The 16,684-nt window shown below is 35.9% G+C and carries 13 protein-coding genes and 4 pseudogenes; 4 read left to right on the plus strand and 13 right to left on the minus strand.

Annotated elements, in window-relative coordinates; genetic code table 11:
• Positions 1 to 268: 268 nt before the first annotated feature.
• Positions 269 to 471, minus strand: a pseudogene (locus V3595_RS22280) (YdbC family protein).
• A gap of 1,269 nt (positions 472 to 1,740) precedes the next feature.
• Positions 1,741 to 2,991: a helix-turn-helix domain-containing protein gene (locus tag V3595_RS22285; RefSeq protein ID WP_485909656.1), complete on the minus strand. Its 1,251-nt coding sequence runs from the start codon at positions 2,989 to 2,991 to the stop codon at positions 1,741 to 1,743.
• A 359-nt stretch (positions 2,992 to 3,350) separates the two neighbouring features.
• Between V3595_RS22285 and V3595_RS22290 the strand changes: the two genes are divergently transcribed.
• Positions 3,351 to 4,496 carry a tyrosine-type recombinase/integrase gene (locus tag V3595_RS22290; RefSeq protein ID WP_485909658.1) on the plus strand — a complete coding sequence of 382 codons (1,146 nt, stop codon included), beginning with the start codon at positions 3,351 to 3,353 and terminating at the stop codon, positions 4,494 to 4,496.
• Between the two features lie 344 nt (positions 4,497 to 4,840).
• Here V3595_RS22290 and V3595_RS22295 read toward each other — a convergent pair whose 3' ends face one another.
• The 4 genes from V3595_RS22295 to V3595_RS22310 all read right to left on the minus strand — a co-directional run bounded on the left by V3595_RS22295 (position 4,841) and on the right by V3595_RS22310 (position 7,251).
• Entirely contained in the window at positions 4,841 to 5,242 is a 402-nt protein-coding gene (locus V3595_RS22295) for a type II toxin-antitoxin system death-on-curing family toxin (RefSeq protein ID WP_485909660.1), read from the minus strand.
• Position 5,243: 1 nt separating this feature from the next.
• Entirely contained in the window at positions 5,244 to 5,489 is a 246-nt protein-coding gene (locus tag V3595_RS22300; RefSeq protein ID WP_048689328.1) for an AbrB/MazE/SpoVT family DNA-binding domain-containing protein, read from the minus strand.
• A gap of 797 nt (positions 5,490 to 6,286) precedes the next feature.
• Positions 6,287 to 6,466, minus strand: a complete 180-nt coding sequence (locus V3595_RS22305) for a hypothetical protein (protein ID WP_485909662.1) — start codon at positions 6,464 to 6,466, stop codon at positions 6,287 to 6,289.
• A 56-nt stretch (positions 6,467 to 6,522) separates the two neighbouring features.
• The gene (locus V3595_RS22310; RefSeq protein WP_485909664.1) at positions 6,523 to 7,251 is read right to left on the minus strand and encodes an aminotransferase-like domain-containing protein; all 729 of its coding nucleotides are present in this window, start codon (positions 7,249 to 7,251) and stop codon (positions 6,523 to 6,525) included.
• 30 nt (positions 7,252 to 7,281) lie between these two features.
• Here V3595_RS22310 and V3595_RS22315 point away from each other — a divergent pair.
• Positions 7,282 to 7,449, plus strand: a pseudogene (locus tag V3595_RS22315) (aminotransferase); the annotation flags it as partial.
• Positions 7,450 to 7,522: 73 nt separating this feature from the next.
• On the opposite strand, the pseudogene V3595_RS22320 reads toward V3595_RS22315, so the two are convergent.
• The 4 genes and pseudogenes from V3595_RS22320 to V3595_RS22335 all read right to left on the minus strand — a co-directional run.
• Positions 7,523 to 8,089 (minus strand): annotated as a pseudogene (locus V3595_RS22320) (MFS transporter); the annotation flags it as partial.
• 65 nt (positions 8,090 to 8,154) lie between these two features.
• Positions 8,155 to 8,551: pseudogene (locus tag V3595_RS22325) on the minus strand (GntR family transcriptional regulator); the annotation flags it as partial.
• The gene (locus V3595_RS22330) at positions 8,548 to 9,831 is read right to left on the minus strand and encodes a four-carbon acid sugar kinase family protein (protein ID WP_485909666.1); all 1,284 of its coding nucleotides are present in this window, start codon (positions 9,829 to 9,831) and stop codon (positions 8,548 to 8,550) included. The pseudogene V3595_RS22325 and the gene V3595_RS22330, both read right to left, overlap by 4 nt.
• Positions 9,832 to 10,065: 234 nt before the next feature.
• Entirely contained in the window at positions 10,066 to 10,704 is a 639-nt protein-coding gene (locus V3595_RS22335; protein WP_485909668.1) for a class II aldolase/adducin family protein, read from the minus strand.
• A gap of 842 nt (positions 10,705 to 11,546) precedes the next feature.
• On the opposite strand from V3595_RS22335, the gene V3595_RS22340 reads away from it, so the two are divergent.
• Together V3595_RS22340 and V3595_RS22345 are read left to right on the plus strand one after the other, a co-directional pair.
• Complete coding sequence (locus V3595_RS22340; RefSeq protein WP_485909670.1) at positions 11,547 to 11,795, plus strand: HPr family phosphocarrier protein; 249 nt, start codon at positions 11,547 to 11,549, stop codon at positions 11,793 to 11,795.
• A 94-nt stretch (positions 11,796 to 11,889) separates the two neighbouring features.
• Positions 11,890 to 12,519, plus strand: coding sequence for an RraA family protein (locus V3595_RS22345; protein ID WP_485909671.1), 630 nt, complete (start codon positions 11,890 to 11,892; stop codon positions 12,517 to 12,519).
• Positions 12,520 to 12,866: 347 nt separating this feature from the next.
• Here V3595_RS22345 and V3595_RS22350 read toward each other — a convergent pair whose 3' ends face one another.
• The 3 genes from V3595_RS22350 to V3595_RS22360 form a co-directional block, all read right to left on the minus strand.
• Positions 12,867 to 14,183, minus strand: coding sequence for a CitMHS family transporter (locus V3595_RS22350; RefSeq protein ID WP_485909673.1), 1,317 nt, complete (start codon positions 14,181 to 14,183; stop codon positions 12,867 to 12,869).
• Between the two features lie 477 nt (positions 14,184 to 14,660).
• Complete coding sequence (locus V3595_RS22355) at positions 14,661 to 15,425, minus strand: SDR family NAD(P)-dependent oxidoreductase (protein ID WP_485909675.1); 765 nt, start codon at positions 15,423 to 15,425, stop codon at positions 14,661 to 14,663.
• Positions 15,426 to 15,486: 61 nt separating this feature from the next.
• Complete coding sequence (locus V3595_RS22360) at positions 15,487 to 16,677, minus strand: iron-containing alcohol dehydrogenase (RefSeq protein ID WP_485909677.1); 1,191 nt, start codon at positions 16,675 to 16,677, stop codon at positions 15,487 to 15,489.
• Positions 16,678 to 16,684: the final 7 nt, after the last annotated feature.

A 16,684-nucleotide genomic window follows, 5' to 3' on the forward strand; every position in this document is an offset into this window, starting at 1 on the left:
ATACCCACTTATCTTACCATGAGTGGATACATTAAAATACACCAAACCTTATATCTATTTAATAGTTCGAGGGCAAATAAGTGTATAAAATGATATTTTATTATTTTTCTTTTAGGTTACTCCTTACTACTATATCTTTGGAGTTTGGAGGACCTCAAGAGGTGGAAATAAACAATTTGATCCAGAGCAAAAAAATAACTGAAAGAGTAATCCCTTCCAGTTCAATAGTAGCATATTATTTTGTAGAGTTTGAATATTTTGTAGGTTGTTAGAGTGATTGTAATACTTCCTTCAGCTTGTCCAACTCTTCTTTGCTTAAAGTAACACCCTTACCATTTTCTCATTATTTGGAGCCCAATCACGGATGTCGTACTTCGGTTCACGTCCGTTCCAACTAATTAGGTTTAGTTCTTTTGTCCAGCCTTTTGGGAAGCCAGAATTGCTGCTGAAGAAGAAGAGGAAACCTCCAATAAATTAATGTATGACCCGACTGGTGCCGATAAAGACTGTTCTGATCTCCCTAGTGAAGGTTTTGAGGCACAAGAATTTTATATAGCTGCTGGAGGGGTCCACAAAGTGACCCTCATGATTTAGATAGAGACAATGACGGTAATGCCCGTGATTGGCAATAATAAATAGTAATTCTGAGAGGAGCTTTTCTAATTAGAGAGGCTTCTTTTTCCACGTACTCTACCGAGTGCATACAATGCCTTCTCACACTCCCATTTTATAAAAGAAGTACTTCTTAAATTCTAGCATCTCCATAAATACAACTCGTGTAATTTGTTTTCTTTAAAGTTCTGTACAGATATGGGACTTAGATTTAATCGAGGTCCATCTAGATGTTCCCATGTACTTTCGCTACTGAAATTCCTTCAGCTTGTCGTTGCAAGGTGTTTTCACGTTCACACTCGCTTACATAATCAACACTTTCAATACTTTCAATACTAAATCACTTACAAACATGTCTAAATGTATCTTTGTGTTGGATAGTTTAGTAAAGGCATATCTATGACTTTAATATCCGTTTTGATATATTTTGAGAAATGTAGTTCCTACCAAATTTTATTTAGCAAATCCACTTAAGCGAAAACACTGTTTTAAGGCTTGATATTGGCTTCTATTTAAGTCTTTTCCGCTTTAAAGATACCATTATCAAATTCCCATGTAAACAGAGAAAATAAGCAAGAAAAGTTTTTATGCCTAACACTTTCCACGTAATAATCATGTCAATTGAACTGTTTTTTGCTACCTTTACACGTAATGAGATATTTAACATATTGTGGAGGTATAATACCTATTAATGCAGTATATCATTCTATTCGATAAAATCGTTATTTTACTCTTTGAAAATTCCAGTAGGCGTCCGGAGCCCACTTTAATTTCCCCCGGTAAAGTATTGCTATATTAAGCAATCCTTTAGTCAGAAAAGTTACCCCTACGATAATGCCTGAACTCAAATCCACTATTTTTCAAAAATCCTTCATAAAGTAAAGATTACCTTTATATGTCTTATTTTTGATACTGAGATTCGCTCTACAACGGAATTAACTTTTGTTTTATGGATAATGGTTCATTCGATTTAATGTAGAAGCTTTTAGAAACACACTATTTTAAGAGATATCCCATTGTATATCTCTTAAATCTTCTTCCTAGGATTAGTTTTACTTACAACATACCTAAGCTCCTATAATATATAGTTATTTGAATGAAGCCAATAACTCCTTTCTTCAATCAAAATCACTTTAGTAGTGATGATAATTTTTGCTCGACCCACTTACTCATACTGATTCCTTCTTGTTCAGCTAACTCTGTCATGCTTTCTAATAGATCAATGGGTAATTCCAAACTAGTTTTTCGATAGGAACTTCGAAAAATCAGGTGACCCTCTTCATTGTAGATGTCTCCTTTTATTAAAAATGGCAGGATATCCTCTGCAATGAAACTCTTTGTCGTTAATGGTCTTTCCCCTGCACGGATGAAGAGTAGGATCGTGTGATCCTGTTCCCTCAATCGTATGTTTTCCATTCCCCACGTTTCATATAAATAGTCCAGGAATGGATAAAAGACAACAGCATCCTTCGGAATTTCTAGCTGTACATAGCCTTTATACTCCAAAGTGGATTGATGAATGGGATAGACCGGCTTTAACTGATACTCCCTTATCCCTTCTTCAAATGGCAACCATTTTTGAATATTGGCTAAGAAAAAAAACCATTCATGGTCCTTGTTCCGTATAACACGTGCTTCAGGAACCTTTCTTGAATGAAATTTCTGAAATAAGACAATATCGTGACTAGGATAATAATACTCAAATCGTTTTGGGCGTTGAGATTCAGATGGTTTCAGTAATCCGGCGGCTTCCTCATATGCTGTTTCTGATATGACATAGATCGTCCTCTCATCACCATAAGGGACAGCCTCAGCTTTTATTGATCCATCTTGGATATACTTATAAATACTTTGAACAGATAATCCCAATTTCTTTGCAACCTCATTGGGACTCATACCAGTAGGTAAAGATTTCTTTTCAGATACTAATCGATCCACTTCCGCTTTTTCATAACGGGCCTCTTTATGTAATCGATGTGGGTCCAGAATTTTAATGATTTTCTTCTGCTTTCCATAATGGTAGACCGTTGCCTTGGATACTCCTAATAAATCAGCTACTTCTTTTTGTGTATACCATTCCACTTTATCCCCCTCCCATCCTTCTTGATTATCCGTTCCGGTTTTTGGAACATCCCGTTGTTTCCCATTCGTCAATTCCTCATGATACAAGACTGCTTCTGCCTGGCCAAATTTCACACGATATTGGAGACGTGGGTGTTCAATCACTTCCAAAATCACGCCTTCTTTTTTCTCAAATTGTTTAAAGTAGTAAAAACTCTCTGGGTCATCTTCTTCCGTACATGTTAGGAGAACAAAAACCGTTTCCCCCATTTCATAAGATGCAGTCTGCGTGTTTTTTTCATGGTTTAGTTTATTCATTATTTGTCTCTTCACCTTTTATCTTTTATTGTTATATGTCTATCTACCTCAAGATTAACTATTCATTTCCTATATCTATCATAATATATAATATTGATTTAAATAAGTATAATTACAAATTACTTTTATATAAACATTATAAAACTAATATTTGAATCAAACAATATTATTATAATTTATGAATCTAATTATATACTAATTATAGTAAACCTAAATAAATGGAGGATTTATTTAGGTCTTCCATAATTAATAAATACTTGTAGTTTGCTATAATGTAATGTATAACCACAAATAATTAAAATGATTATTATATACTTTTTCTTATTTATAGATGGATTATAAAAGTGAGGGATACAGGTATGCATGAACTGATGGGAAAAACGAAAGAGCTTCAGAGCCGTGCATGGAAAAAGAGTCTTTCAGACATTTCGATTCATACGTTACAGGAACGTTTAGATACGACAGAAAAGAATGGGCAAAAACCGTTTTCAGATTTTAGCGATCTAGACATGCTACAGTGGTTTCTTCAACGACGAGAGCATTTAAAACAGCAACATGAAAAGTCCACCCGCACCGTACAAGCCTATGAGCGAGAACTTCTTCAATTTATTGAACAATTACTCACTTATTCGGTGGAAATCAATGTAGACTTGGAAAAAGTTGTGGACGGTTCACTCTTTAAATCTCTATCTACCCGGCACATACGAAGATATCAGGAATGGTTATCAGAAAAAAGCCCCTATGTCTTAACAAAAGGAGCTTATTCCGTTGCCACATTATCCAGAAAGACAACGATCATTAAGAATTTTTTGAAATTCCTGTTCGAAGCAGGCTATATCACGGAACCCATTCATGAAGGTTTCTATAAGATAAGCATTCGTAAAGATGATCGGCCGAACCGTGATTTGGGACCAAAGGAAGTCATTCAGCTACTTGATTACTTCAGGGAAATCAACCACCCCATCGTTTTTTCGATTATTCATATCCTAACGATGACAGGCATGCGTAATGAAGAGTTTACAAGACTCCGAGTCAAGGATCTTCAATATGATTCCATTACCAGCACGTATTTTTTAGAGGTCCTAGGTAAAGGAAATAAACGAAGGCAAATACCATTGAAAGAAAAAGGAATGAATAGTATTCGAATGTTCCGTTCAGCTAGAGGAATCGAAGATATAGATGCAGCAGAAGGAGACGACCCGCTCTTTACGACCAATACCGGACGTGCATACTCTCCCTCTTATTTGTCTCAATACATAACAAAAGCCATTAAAGAGAGTGGATTGCCTTTTTTGAAGTTTCGTTCTTCTTCCATTGGTCCTCATACATTTAGGCATGCTTTTGCCATCATTTCTCACTTAAATGGAGTTGATGTCTATCAGATTATGAAGAGTCTGGGCCATGAGCAGCTCTCCACTACAGAAATTTATTTGGAGAAGGTTTTTGAAAAAGAACGCCATGCGATTCATTTGTGGAAATCAGATGTGTTTGGAGAGTATATATAATGGAAGAAAGTCGTCATTTTCAGAGAAGTTTTTGCTGGATTTTGGATTCCAATTGAATGGCACGCCCTTTAAAGATCCGTTACGAAAATGGTTGAAAGATTGAAGATATAAAAAAGTCGAGATTTAATAAAAGATCCCTTTCATACCTTGCAAGTAGTATATACAGAAGTATAATCAAAAGGGGAAAACAAGACATCTGGTGACTTGTTCTCCCCTCATTTTGAATAATCATTTTTGAACGTGAATTTGCTGCATATCTTCAACTATATTTTTAAATTGTTATAAACCGACCTTCGTAAAGACCCAATTAGCTTAAATCCTCCATGAATCCATATCGAACCCTTCTATAAGGCCTTTATGTTCTCTTTGATGATTCTTGCGATAGCTTTAAAATCATACTTATGGTTACCTACATCTACAACAAAATCCTGTTCTTCTTCTATCCCCATTAGCCATTGATAATGATTGATCTTCAAAAACATAATAAGGGAAGCGAGTGCTGTCCTCTTGTTTGCGTTGTGGAACGCATGATTTTTAGAAATGGATTCGAATAAGGCTGCAGCCTTTTCATGAATAGATGGGTAAGCATCATTCTCGAAAACAGTTTGTCTGGGTCTGTTCACTGCAGAATCAAGGAGGCCGGGATCTTTCACCCCGATTTGTTCAGTAGGAGAATAAACTTTTATTTGAATGGCATTGATAGCAATAATTTGATTAGTGGAAAGATAGATAATATCAAACGTCATATTATCTATCCACCAAACCCTTGAAAGCTTCGTCATGTTCTTTAATAACATCTGATAACATTTCCATAAATTCCGCATCTACACCTTTAGGTAATTTCACATTTTTATTTTTCCTTAAAATGATTTCTTCACCTTTGAACTCAACCTCTAATTCGTCTCCAAAAGCTAAATTTGCAGTTTTCAACATTTCAACTGGAAACGTAATACCCAAGCTATTTCCGACTTTAGTTAATTTCCTAATGGCCATTATTCATTCCTCCTTCAAAAGAAAGTTATAATTGTTATTACTATTATAACATTGGTCTTTATGGTTTATACTACTTTTAGCTTAAATCGGTTATTTTTAGCTTACAATCATTCGAACAACCGTTTCTTTACTCCTTTTTTTATTTTTTCGTCTTATTCTATAAAACCCCGTTCGTAAAAGTGTACTTTTGCGAACGATCAGAATTAAATAAAGAAAAAGCAACCTAATATGACTTTGTTTTTATAGAACTGTTCCGGAAAAGTTTGTAATGATTTAATCCCCCTCTAAAATCATTTTGGAGGAATTTTTCCCCATTTCATAAAACCGTTAACAAGCTAAATCCAGGAATGTTTCTTTTCTCCTTAATAATTCTGATTTTTTTATAATAGAACTTGAACTTCTTATGCTGTATAGGACGATAAGATACAGGGGAATAATCTGCTCGAACTTCTTTTAGTAATAAAATTAATGGTTGCCGTAAACTTAACCGATGAGTGAATCCTTGGATTTACCCAAGCAAAGCTGTCAATAAGTTTATTAAGAACAAAATAAAAGGACCCGCTGGTCCCTTAAAAAAATACTTTAGTATGAATGCTCTTGTGAAAGAGTCATCCCTTTTTAAATTGTCTCTTCTAAATTAACTTTCCCTTTGTAACAAAATGCATCTCCGTTATTTGGATAAATTCAATTTCAAAATCCCTTATTTTATAGTACGGTATGGTTGAGTTAAACAAATATAGTTTAAAGTATTAAATAACACCTACTGGTAGCTATCTTAAAAAGAAACTATTTTTAAATTATTTTAATAAAAGAGTGTTCTCTTTTTCTAATTCATGATGTACTACTTCTCCTATACGCTTCATGCCCTCAAAGATTTTATCTTTAGGCATATTAGAGTAATTTAAACGTAAAGTATTATTCTTTGTGCCATTTGGAAAGAAAGGGGCACCAGGAACAAAAGCAACATTATTTTTCAAGCATTCAGCGAATATTTCCTCGAATCAACAGGTTCAGGAAGCTCAATCCAAGTAAATTATCCACCTTCTGGCTTACTATAGGTTATATTTTTCGGGAAAAATTCTTCCATACAAGATAACATAGCTGTGCATCTTTCTTTATAAACAGTTTTGATTTCATTAATGTGCTCTTCGATATCGTAAAGTTCCATATACTTTGCTGTGATTCTTTGAGCAAAGCCGTCAGTGTGCAAGTCAGCTGTTTGCTTAAAAGATACATACTTATCAATAAAAGGCTTGTCTGCACAAATCCATCCAAGGCGAAGACCGGGAGTAAAAATCTTAGAGAAGGTACTTATATAAATTACTCTACTCTCGGTGTCAAAATGTTTCACAGGCGGGAGTGCCTCTCCAGCAAATCTTACAGCTCCATAGGGATTATCCTCTACAATCAGTACATCATATTGATTAGCAAGCTCAATCATTCTTTTTCGTCTTTCGAGTTTTAATGTGCGACCTGTAGGGTTTTGGAAATCTGGAATAGTATAGATGAATTTTGTGTCAGGATGCTCTTGCAGCTTTTTCTCTAGCTCTTCCATGACCATTCCGTCATCATCCATAGCAACTTCAACAAATTTGGCATCATATGACTTGAATGCGTTAATTGCTGCAAGATAGGTTGGGCTTTCACAAATAATCGTATCTCCCTCATTGATGAATAATCTTCCGGTAAGGTCGATTGCTTGCTGGGATCCTGATGTGATAAGAACATTTTCAATAGTAGAGTTGAATCCGGTAACTTTCATCCTTTGACAAATTGCTTCCCTTAAAGGTATATATCGGAAACAAGAGAAATACTAAAAGTAACAGAAAGACCAGAAGTCATCTCTTTTGCGGGAGGATTGCCAGCTCCAGAGTTGTTTCCTGTAGAAGCTCTTAAGGATGTATGCCATGCTGTATTGAATGAAGAAGGTTCGGCCACTCTTCAATATAGTACGACAGAAGAATCCCCCTTTTTATGTAACGTTTAGAAATTTTTTTAAACGTATTTTATTAACATATAGAATTTTCAGTTATTTATATTTTTTCGACCTTACGTTCTTTTCTAGTGGCATAAATAACAATTGGAATAAGTAGTAATGAAAGCACAGCGCCAGCAATTGAAAGGGTTGCATAACTAGAGTGGGCTACAACGATTCCTGATAAGCCTCCTCCCAATGCTCCTGACAAAGCAATCCAAACATCTACAGAACCCTGAGTTTTAGCCCTAGTAGACGGTGGAGTTGCATCCACTAGGATTGCCGTGCCGCTAATTAAACCAAAGTTCCAGCTAAGTCCAAGTAAAGCAAGTGCTGTAATGAGGACTACCATCGAGTCAGCAGGTCCCACGGCAGCTAGAATGCCTAAAGCCAGTAGCGTAACGGCAGAAGCAATGGCCATAGCAGAACGGCCAATTTTATCAACAAGATAACCAGTCACTAATGAAGGAAAAAACATTGCACCTATGTGAAATCCAATGACAAGCCCCACTTCATTCAAACCATGTCCATGGTGTCCCATATGTATGGGTGTCATCGTCATTATTGCCGTCATCACAAATTGAGTTAGAACCATTACTGATGCTCCTGCAAAAATTCCTCTCCTGTGTATCGATGACGTATTTCCCTCTAAAGGTAAATTACTGGTTTTACTTTAAGCATCCGATAATGCTTTTGCCAAAGGCTTTCGCCTGCTCGACCATAACCAAACCATTTTTCATAATCTGTCTCTTGCAGCATACTTTTCAGTTGAAGTAGTAGTGGCTCGTAAGAAGCATTATCTGGTAGTGTTGCTCCCATTTCAATTAAATGCTTCGGCTTATAACGCATCATACGATACAAATGTGCCACTTCCAACAGTTGCACTTAACAAGCCCTTTAACTCACACACTTTAAACGCTTTTGAAATGGTACTCAAATTTAAATCCAAATAATCAGCCAATTCTCGCTGTGGAGGAAGTTTTGTTCCAGGTAATAAAACTCCGTTTAAAATATCTTGTTCCAATTGCCCTGCGAGTGCTTGATAAATTGGCTTTTTAGTTTTATCAATCGATGGTTTCCAGCTCATCGGATAGTTTTCAAATGATTAATAGCATGAGAAAGAAATTCTGTTTTACCAAAGCTGCCTGATTTTAAGACAATTAACATATGGCGACCTAACGCCAATCCAGAAGGTAATCCCGTTTCAATTTCTTCTAATACATAATTCCCTTTTATACCCAATTGACGAGTAACTGTACCTGATGTATCACCGCCTGCTACTACTAATCTCTTTAAACCAGTTTCATCTACTATCCGCTCTGTAATATCAGCTAGTGCTGCTGAGACCATTTTACTTATTAATAGAGGATCAATTTTCTTTTCCTGACCTATCACCTTAGTTTGTAAAACAATTTCCGGTCTATTATCAGCCATGACCAAAACATCTTTTCCTTGTTTTAGTAGATTTTGAGCTTCGATGACCAGCCTTCTATTTTCTTCATCACATTCAACCGATGAAAAGACTTTTCTGGAGTCAAGGACCATGCATGGAACTCCGGTAGAAATAAGATGTGCAGTCTGTGCTCTTGTCTGGGGAGTTAAACTACCGGAAATCACAAGTACTCCGTGTTTGTCATTGATGTCTAAGTTCTTTACTGGACTTTCTACTGGAGTTCGATATAAAAACTTTGGTAACTCTTCTGCAATAGCAGAACTCCCGCATAAAACTTTATAATCATGAATTGCCTCAGCCACTATGGTTAAATCTGATTGTGTTTCACTATCGATAATACAATAATTGAAATTCTTCCGTACTTCTTCAATTGCTTCTCGTAAAGCTGTTGCGCCTTGTCTTACTATATTCAATTCTATATATGTTACCTTCCTGGATGTTTGTTTTTGTAAAATCGAAACAGTGTTTGATTCACGCATAGGATGTACAGGGTCATTTGCAAACTCTGATTGTTCTAGAAGGTTACCATGCACAGTATGGACTCCTCCGACTGTTTGTCTACCATTTTTCGGAAAAGCCAAACTGATAACAGCAAATTCTTCACCAAGTGCATCTAGCATAGCGTCGAATTCTTTTCCAATATTCCCACGAAAAACCGAACATGTTTTGTTAAAGAATAAAGAACATCCTATTTCTTGCAGTTTTTTAGTAGCTTTGTATACTTTTTGGTAACTTAAATCAAGTGGATCTAGTCGACTATCTGTATCAATAATAATGACATCAGAATCGACTACTACATTCATCTCTTCATCAAACGTCTGAACTTTAGCTGTAAATTCCCCCTTACTAAACATAAGTCCTATGTCATTTGCACCTGTTGTATCATCAGCTACAACTCCTATAAATTCTCTCATTTCTATTCCTCTTTTCTATCTTCCCTTGTCCTTCTGTGACAGTGTGGATATTATCAACTTACTGCTTATATCAGAACTTGTAAGATACTTTATCAACCCATCATCTAAAAATCCGTTTCAAAAGCAAACTAACGAAAGCATAATTCATTGGTTCCGTAACATTCAAGTTGCATGTATAATTCCTATTCGATATCCATATCATTATCTGCTGTTCGTATTATACACGGCTTTCAATTATTTTTTTCTTGTTTTGTAAAAAGAATCTTCTAGAAAACTTTGGACAGTTTTTTCTGGAATCATTTTAAGCTGAACTCCAGACTCTTTAGCTTTTAATATCATTCGACAAGCCATTTCTAATGTTTCTAATCTCATTTGGGCTTCTGATACCGAATCGTCGAATACAACAACTCCGTGATTTCGCATAATAATAATATTCGCATTCCGTGCTTGTTCTGTTATTGCTTCAGCTAATTCCTGTGAGCCAGGATGATAATAATCTACATAGGCGATATCTTCTAGATAGTACATTGTTTCTACAAATAACTCAGAGAGAATCGGCTCATTACTACATGAAAACAAAGTTGTGTAAAATGGAGAAGAATGCAGAATTGCTTGTGCATCATTACGCTGCCGGTAAATACCTAAATGCATCGGTGTTTCTTTAGAAGCTTCTCGTGTTCCCTCGATCTGTCCCGTATCAATCTGGCAATCGACAAAATCGTTCTGACCAAGATTAGCCATATATGTTCCGGAAGCAGTAATAATCATTCGATTAGAATTAATACGGGCACTTATATTACCCGATGTTCCCCATGCTAGATGATTTGAAATGAGATAATGCCCTGTATTAATAAGTTGCTGCTTTTCACCCACATAAGAACCCCCTATAGTTTTAATGCCATCCAAATACCCTAATTCACTTAGTTTTTAAGATTGATAATCTAATTAAATTCAATTGGTTACATTATCTTTTAAATCACTTTTACAAACACAATCTACAAGAACCTTATTAAAGCTGTTTCATAAGTTTCCTAATTTATTATGCTTACCGGCACGAATCATTCAAATGTTGTTACTATGTGGTCTGCAACAAAAATTGCCAACGAACGAACCAAATAATACACCAAGTTGGTAGTTAGTCATATTAATCCACTCTACTTCCAAATATGGAGAAACAAACTGACGCTTCCGAGACTAATTGAACCAACCTGGAAAATCTTTGATCTCTACATATAATTTATAATAATTCATGAAATTAATAAAATATTATTTTTCCATAAAACATCATCAAATTTTTCTATAGCTTAAACGAGACAGTATTTACGCCCACAAAAGATTTCCTTATTAGGAAATCAGTTCATGATGGAAAAAACACCAAATATTTAGATCGATTGTTAAAAAGAAAATAGATTCGTCTTGTTATACCTTGGAAGAAAAAATGTTGAAATTCACTTTAAATGCAGGACAAAATGCAGATTCTATTCAATCATTTTATAAATGAGATTCTTAATGAATTTGTATCTGGATAGATTGTATAGTGCAACAAGTTATAGAAATTTTTAATGGGAAGTCATTTCATTTTACTATTTTTATAATGTCTCTTATGCGTTATATACTATTGTTAGTATATTACAATTCAATCATATGAATGAAAACTAAAGGTTTAATGATTGGTGTAGAGACAATAAAAAAATTCAGAGGGTGGAGTGTGAAACATGGGACTAAACAAATCCTTAGCTAAAGTAGTGGTAGAAATTAATGAAACAGCAAACAAATTTCAAGCAAGCATTGTCATTAAAACTGACGATAAAACTATAGATGCTAAAAGTATCCTTGGTTTAACCTATACTGTAATTAGCTCTAAAACATTTCAACTTGAAATTCATGGAAAAGATGAGGAAGATGCAAAAAAAGCCATGTCTCATGTCTTTTGGAAGAACAATCTTCCTGTTGAGGTTGTATAAATTTTCTTCACCTACTAAATTTCATGAAAAAATTAATGACTATTTCTCTATTATAGTTACAATGATAAAAATTTAAATATAGGAGGAAACACTAATGGATACTATCGTTAACCAATTTAAAGATATACCAACTACTTGTATTTCTGATGCTATGGAAGGGCTTAACAATTTTCACCCTGCTATCAAACCTTTGAAAGAGAAATATAAGTTTGCAGGAAGGGCCTTACCTGTAAAAATCCCCGTAGGTGATAATCTCTCAGTTTTAAAAGCAATTAGAGCAGCAAAACCGGGAGATGTTATAGTGGTAGATTCTAAAGGAAATGAATATCGTGGAATTGCCGGAGATTTTGTTGTGGGTATGGCACAAACACTTGGCGTAGGTGCATTGGTAGTTGATGGAACTATCCGAGATTGTGTAGGTATTAAAGATTTAGATTTCCCTGTTTTTTGTATAGGAACAACCGTTGCAGCAAGTGGAAAAGCTGGTGTGGGAGAAATCAATGTACCAATTTCTTGCGGTGGTGCTGCTGTGCATCCAAGAGATATTATCGTAGGAGATGCAGATGGCGTCGTAGTTATACCACAGCAGTCAGAAAAAGAGATTTTACGTATCGCTATGGATAGATTAAAAAGGGATCAAGAACGGGAAGCAAATATTTCCGGCAACCCTGAAGCTATAAGAAAGTATTTAGATTCCTTTATATCTAATTCTTCTAACAAGTAATAAACAAGGACCAACTTCTTGTTTTTCAACATAGTTGAGACATCTAACTTACCATATATGTACATCTTCAGGTATACACTTCTATTCTTTTGACTCCTGAGTGGGTTAAAAGTTAAGTTAGATTTTTATGACATAATAGCTGGAAACATACGAAAAAGCCAAGGCTTAATTGAGCAAGCACTTGGCTTTTTGTTTATCTTATTCATCACTTAGATAAAAATTTAATTCGTTTATAATTTTTGTTAATTCCATAGCACTCTTTAAAATTATTGCCTTAATTACACAGCTATAGCAAATCATAAAATGTATTTTTTACCCTAATGCTTAAATTCCCATGAAAGACTAAATTACCAAGCGATGGAAATAGCCCCTGTAATCAAGGCAAACACTATGAGCATTAGTGACAAAATAGTAACCGGGACAAGAGCGTAACGTTGGAATTGTCCTAAATCTCTTCTTACAAGCTCTAGCAACACCCATAATGGAGCAGATGTTGGCCCCATAGAATGGAGTGGTTGCCCAATTACTCCAGCCCTCGCTATTTCCATAGAACTAATCCCATATTCGGAAGCTGAATGGGCAAGAACAGGCAAAGCACCAAAGAAGAACGCGTCATTTGACATTAGGAAACTTAATGGCAAGCTGATTAATGCAACAATAATCGTGAAGAATGGTCCTAATGAATCAGGAACAATTGTAAGAAGGTCTGAAGCCATTGAATTCACCATTTTTGTTTCAGATAAGATACCTGTAAAAACCCCTGCACCTAAAACCAACATGACTACAGGTACAGCATGACTAGCATTTTCTTTAATTACGCTTTTTTGTTCAGTAAGATTAGGATGGTTGACTGAAAGGGCTATTACAAAACCTACCATAAATAGCACAGGTAGTGGTGCTAATCCTAGTATAAGTGCCACCATAAGAGTGAGTGTTAGTAGGAAGTTAAACCAAACTAACTTAGAAGTCACAGGTTGATCTTCAGCAATACTAGCTGCCATTTCTTGTTCAGTTTTCATTTCTTCTATGGTTTTTTCTATTTTAATGATACCAATTCTTTTTCTTTCCATTCTTCCCATTACATACGCAGTCAGAATAATCCACGCTGAACCACATAGAATGGCAGGAATTATTGGTTTAAAATATTCTGTAGCATCAATTCCTAAAACACTGATTGCCCTTGTGGCAGCTCCTCCCCATGGTGTCATGCCAGAAATGGTACCTAGTGACATTACTGCTATCGTAGCTAATACTAAAGGATTGATACCTATTTTTTTATAAATCGGCAACAAGGCTGAACAAATAATCATGTAACTAGTGGTTCCATCTCCATCCAATGCCACTAATAATGCTAAAATGGCTGTCCCTATCACAATTTTTACCGGATCACCTTTAGCTATTTGTAATATTTTTCTGGAAACTGGGTCAAATAAACCTGCATTCATCATAATGCCAAAATATAAAACAGCAAACAATAGAAGTACAGCAGTAGGTGCTACAAGCTTGATCCCTTCTAACATCATAGGGCCTAACTCCATACCATATCCTCCTAATATGGCAAATATAATTGGAGATACAATTATAGCTACAAACGCAGACATACGATTGCTCATAACTAAAAACATGAAAAGTATAATAGTAGCAAATCCTAATATAGATAACATTATTTACCTCACTTTTAATGTATTTGATTTAATATCACTATTGAATTTCTAGTCTTCACAAAGAACAAAGAGCTAATATACGAAGTTATTGTTAAATTGTATGTCTATTTACATAATCGATTTTCTACTTACTTATTTGAATCATAAATTACTCAATATTATTTTTAGTATGCGCATTTATGTAAGCGTATTCATTAAGCGCTTTCTTTATTGTCCAACTATAATTTTTCTAAAACACGAGAGATAAGCTTTTATTTCATGATATTTTCTACCTTAATTAACACTTGGTGATGAGCAATTTTTGGCTTTTTACTTAGAGGTATTTTACATTGCAGGGATTCTCAAAATCAGAACATCAGCTCACATTTTTAAACCTCTATTTTTATTGGAGAACACACCTCCTTAAAAAATGCATCTAAGGAGGTGATATTGAGATACTTCAAGAAAGAACTACTCTTCACAAAGGCTTCTCTTTTTCTATATAGCTGTCCATCCACCATCTACACGGATTGTTTCCCCTGTAATAAAATTAGCCATATCAGAGGCTAAAAATAGCACAGCACCTGTTACATCTTCTGGTTTGGCCAATGTTCCCAAAGGAATACGACTTAATACATCCTGGTAAAAGCCTTGATCATTAAACATCGTTTTAGTAAATTCTGTTTCAATAAAGGTCGGCGCAACTGCATTTACCTTAATTTGGTGTTCAGCCCATTCGATCGCCAATGCCTTTGTCAACTGTACGGCCCCACCTTTACTTGAACAATAGGCTGCACGTTTGATATAGCCTACAAAAGCCATCTGTGAAACGATATTAATGATTTTACCTGCCGTACGTTGTTCAATCATATGCTTACCCGCCCGTTGAGAACAGAAAAAGGTTCCTTTTAGGTTCGTATCCAACACACGATCCCAATCCTCTTCCGTCACTTCTAATGCCGGTTTAGGAATGTTAATGCCAGCATTATTGATAATCACATCAATCCGGCCCAGACGAGATACTGCAGAGTCAATCATGTTATTTATTTCGTTAACGTATTGTATATCAGCTGTTAGATAGAAACAATTAGGATTAAGCTCTCGTAATTCTTCCGTCGTTTTACTGAGATCCACTTCGTTCCTACCTGTAATTACAACATCCGATCCCAGTCTAGCGAAAGCAAGAGAAATATCTTTGCCAATCCCTTTACTCCCACCGACTACTAGAACTTTCTTCCCTTTTAGTTCAGAAAAATAATTCATTTTTCCCCTCCCTCTTACCCACCCTAAAAAATGGATAATATGTCTAAGTTACCGTGTAAAATTAGATAGTAGTAACAAGAGTTAGTGACTCTACTGAACCGTATGCTTCTTCATAAATTTTTTGAATTTCTTTTACTGTCAACCATCTTGGATTATTATTAAGCAAACGATCTACTTTACTTGCTTCTTCTGCAAGTGCAGGAATATCAGATGGAGTTACTCCTACATCCTTTAGACTTGCAGGAATGCCTACATCCTCAGATAATTGAGCCAGTGCCTGAACAGCGCGGTCCGCAGCTTCACGAATAGATAACCCTTCTACATTTTCTCCCATCGCTACTGCCACTTCCGCAAATTTCTCCAAATCAGCGACCGCATTATATTTCATGACAAATGGCAACAAGAGAGAATTGGCCACACCATGCGGGACTTTAAATTTCCCACCAAGAGGATAAGCCAGTGCATGAACCGCTCCAACCCCTGCATTCCCGAGAGAAATACCAGCAAGTAAGCTTCCCATCGCCATGTCTTCACGCGCTTTTAAATCCTTTCCGTTATATACGGCTTTTCGCAGAGATCGGGAAATGAGCTTAATCGCTTGCAAGGCAATGCCATCTGTTAATTCGTCTGCGCGAATGGCCGTGTAGGATTCAACAGCGTGAACAAGCGCGTCCATCCCTGTCGCTGCCGTAACGGCAGGTGGTAGCGTTAAAGTTAGCTCTGCATCAACGATAGCTACCTTAGGAAGTAAATAAGGACTGACGATTCCCTTTTTCACCATGTCACGGGTATCTGTAAAAATAGCATTATAGGTAACTTCCGAACCTGTACCGGAAGTTGTCGGAACTAGAATCGTAGGCACTCCAGGGTTTTCTATTTTTTCAATCCCGACCATGTCACGAACATTTCCCTTGTTCGTTAGCATTACGGAAAGGACTTTGGTAATATCAAGGGCACTTCCGCCTCCAACTCCAACCAGCAAATCATATCCTTTTCCTTCCATTTGAGTAACCATCTGTTCTAAGTTTTCAAAAGGAGGCTCCGGAACCACATCATCAATAATATCTACTTTAAAGCCTAGGGCCGCCAATGGCTCCGTCACTTTGGACAGTAATCCCGTTTGGCGAATAATCTTATCTGTCACGATAATAACTTTAGTTGCATTCAACTTTTTGGCTTGTTCTCCAATTTGTGCAATAGATCCTGTTCCTGTAATCAACGTATCCGCTGTGCGAAAATAAGTAATACTCATGATATTT

The organism is Bacillus sp. CFBP9009 (assembly GCF_036541465.1).
GTDB lineage: Bacteria > Bacillota > Bacilli > Bacillales > DSM-1321 > Peribacillus.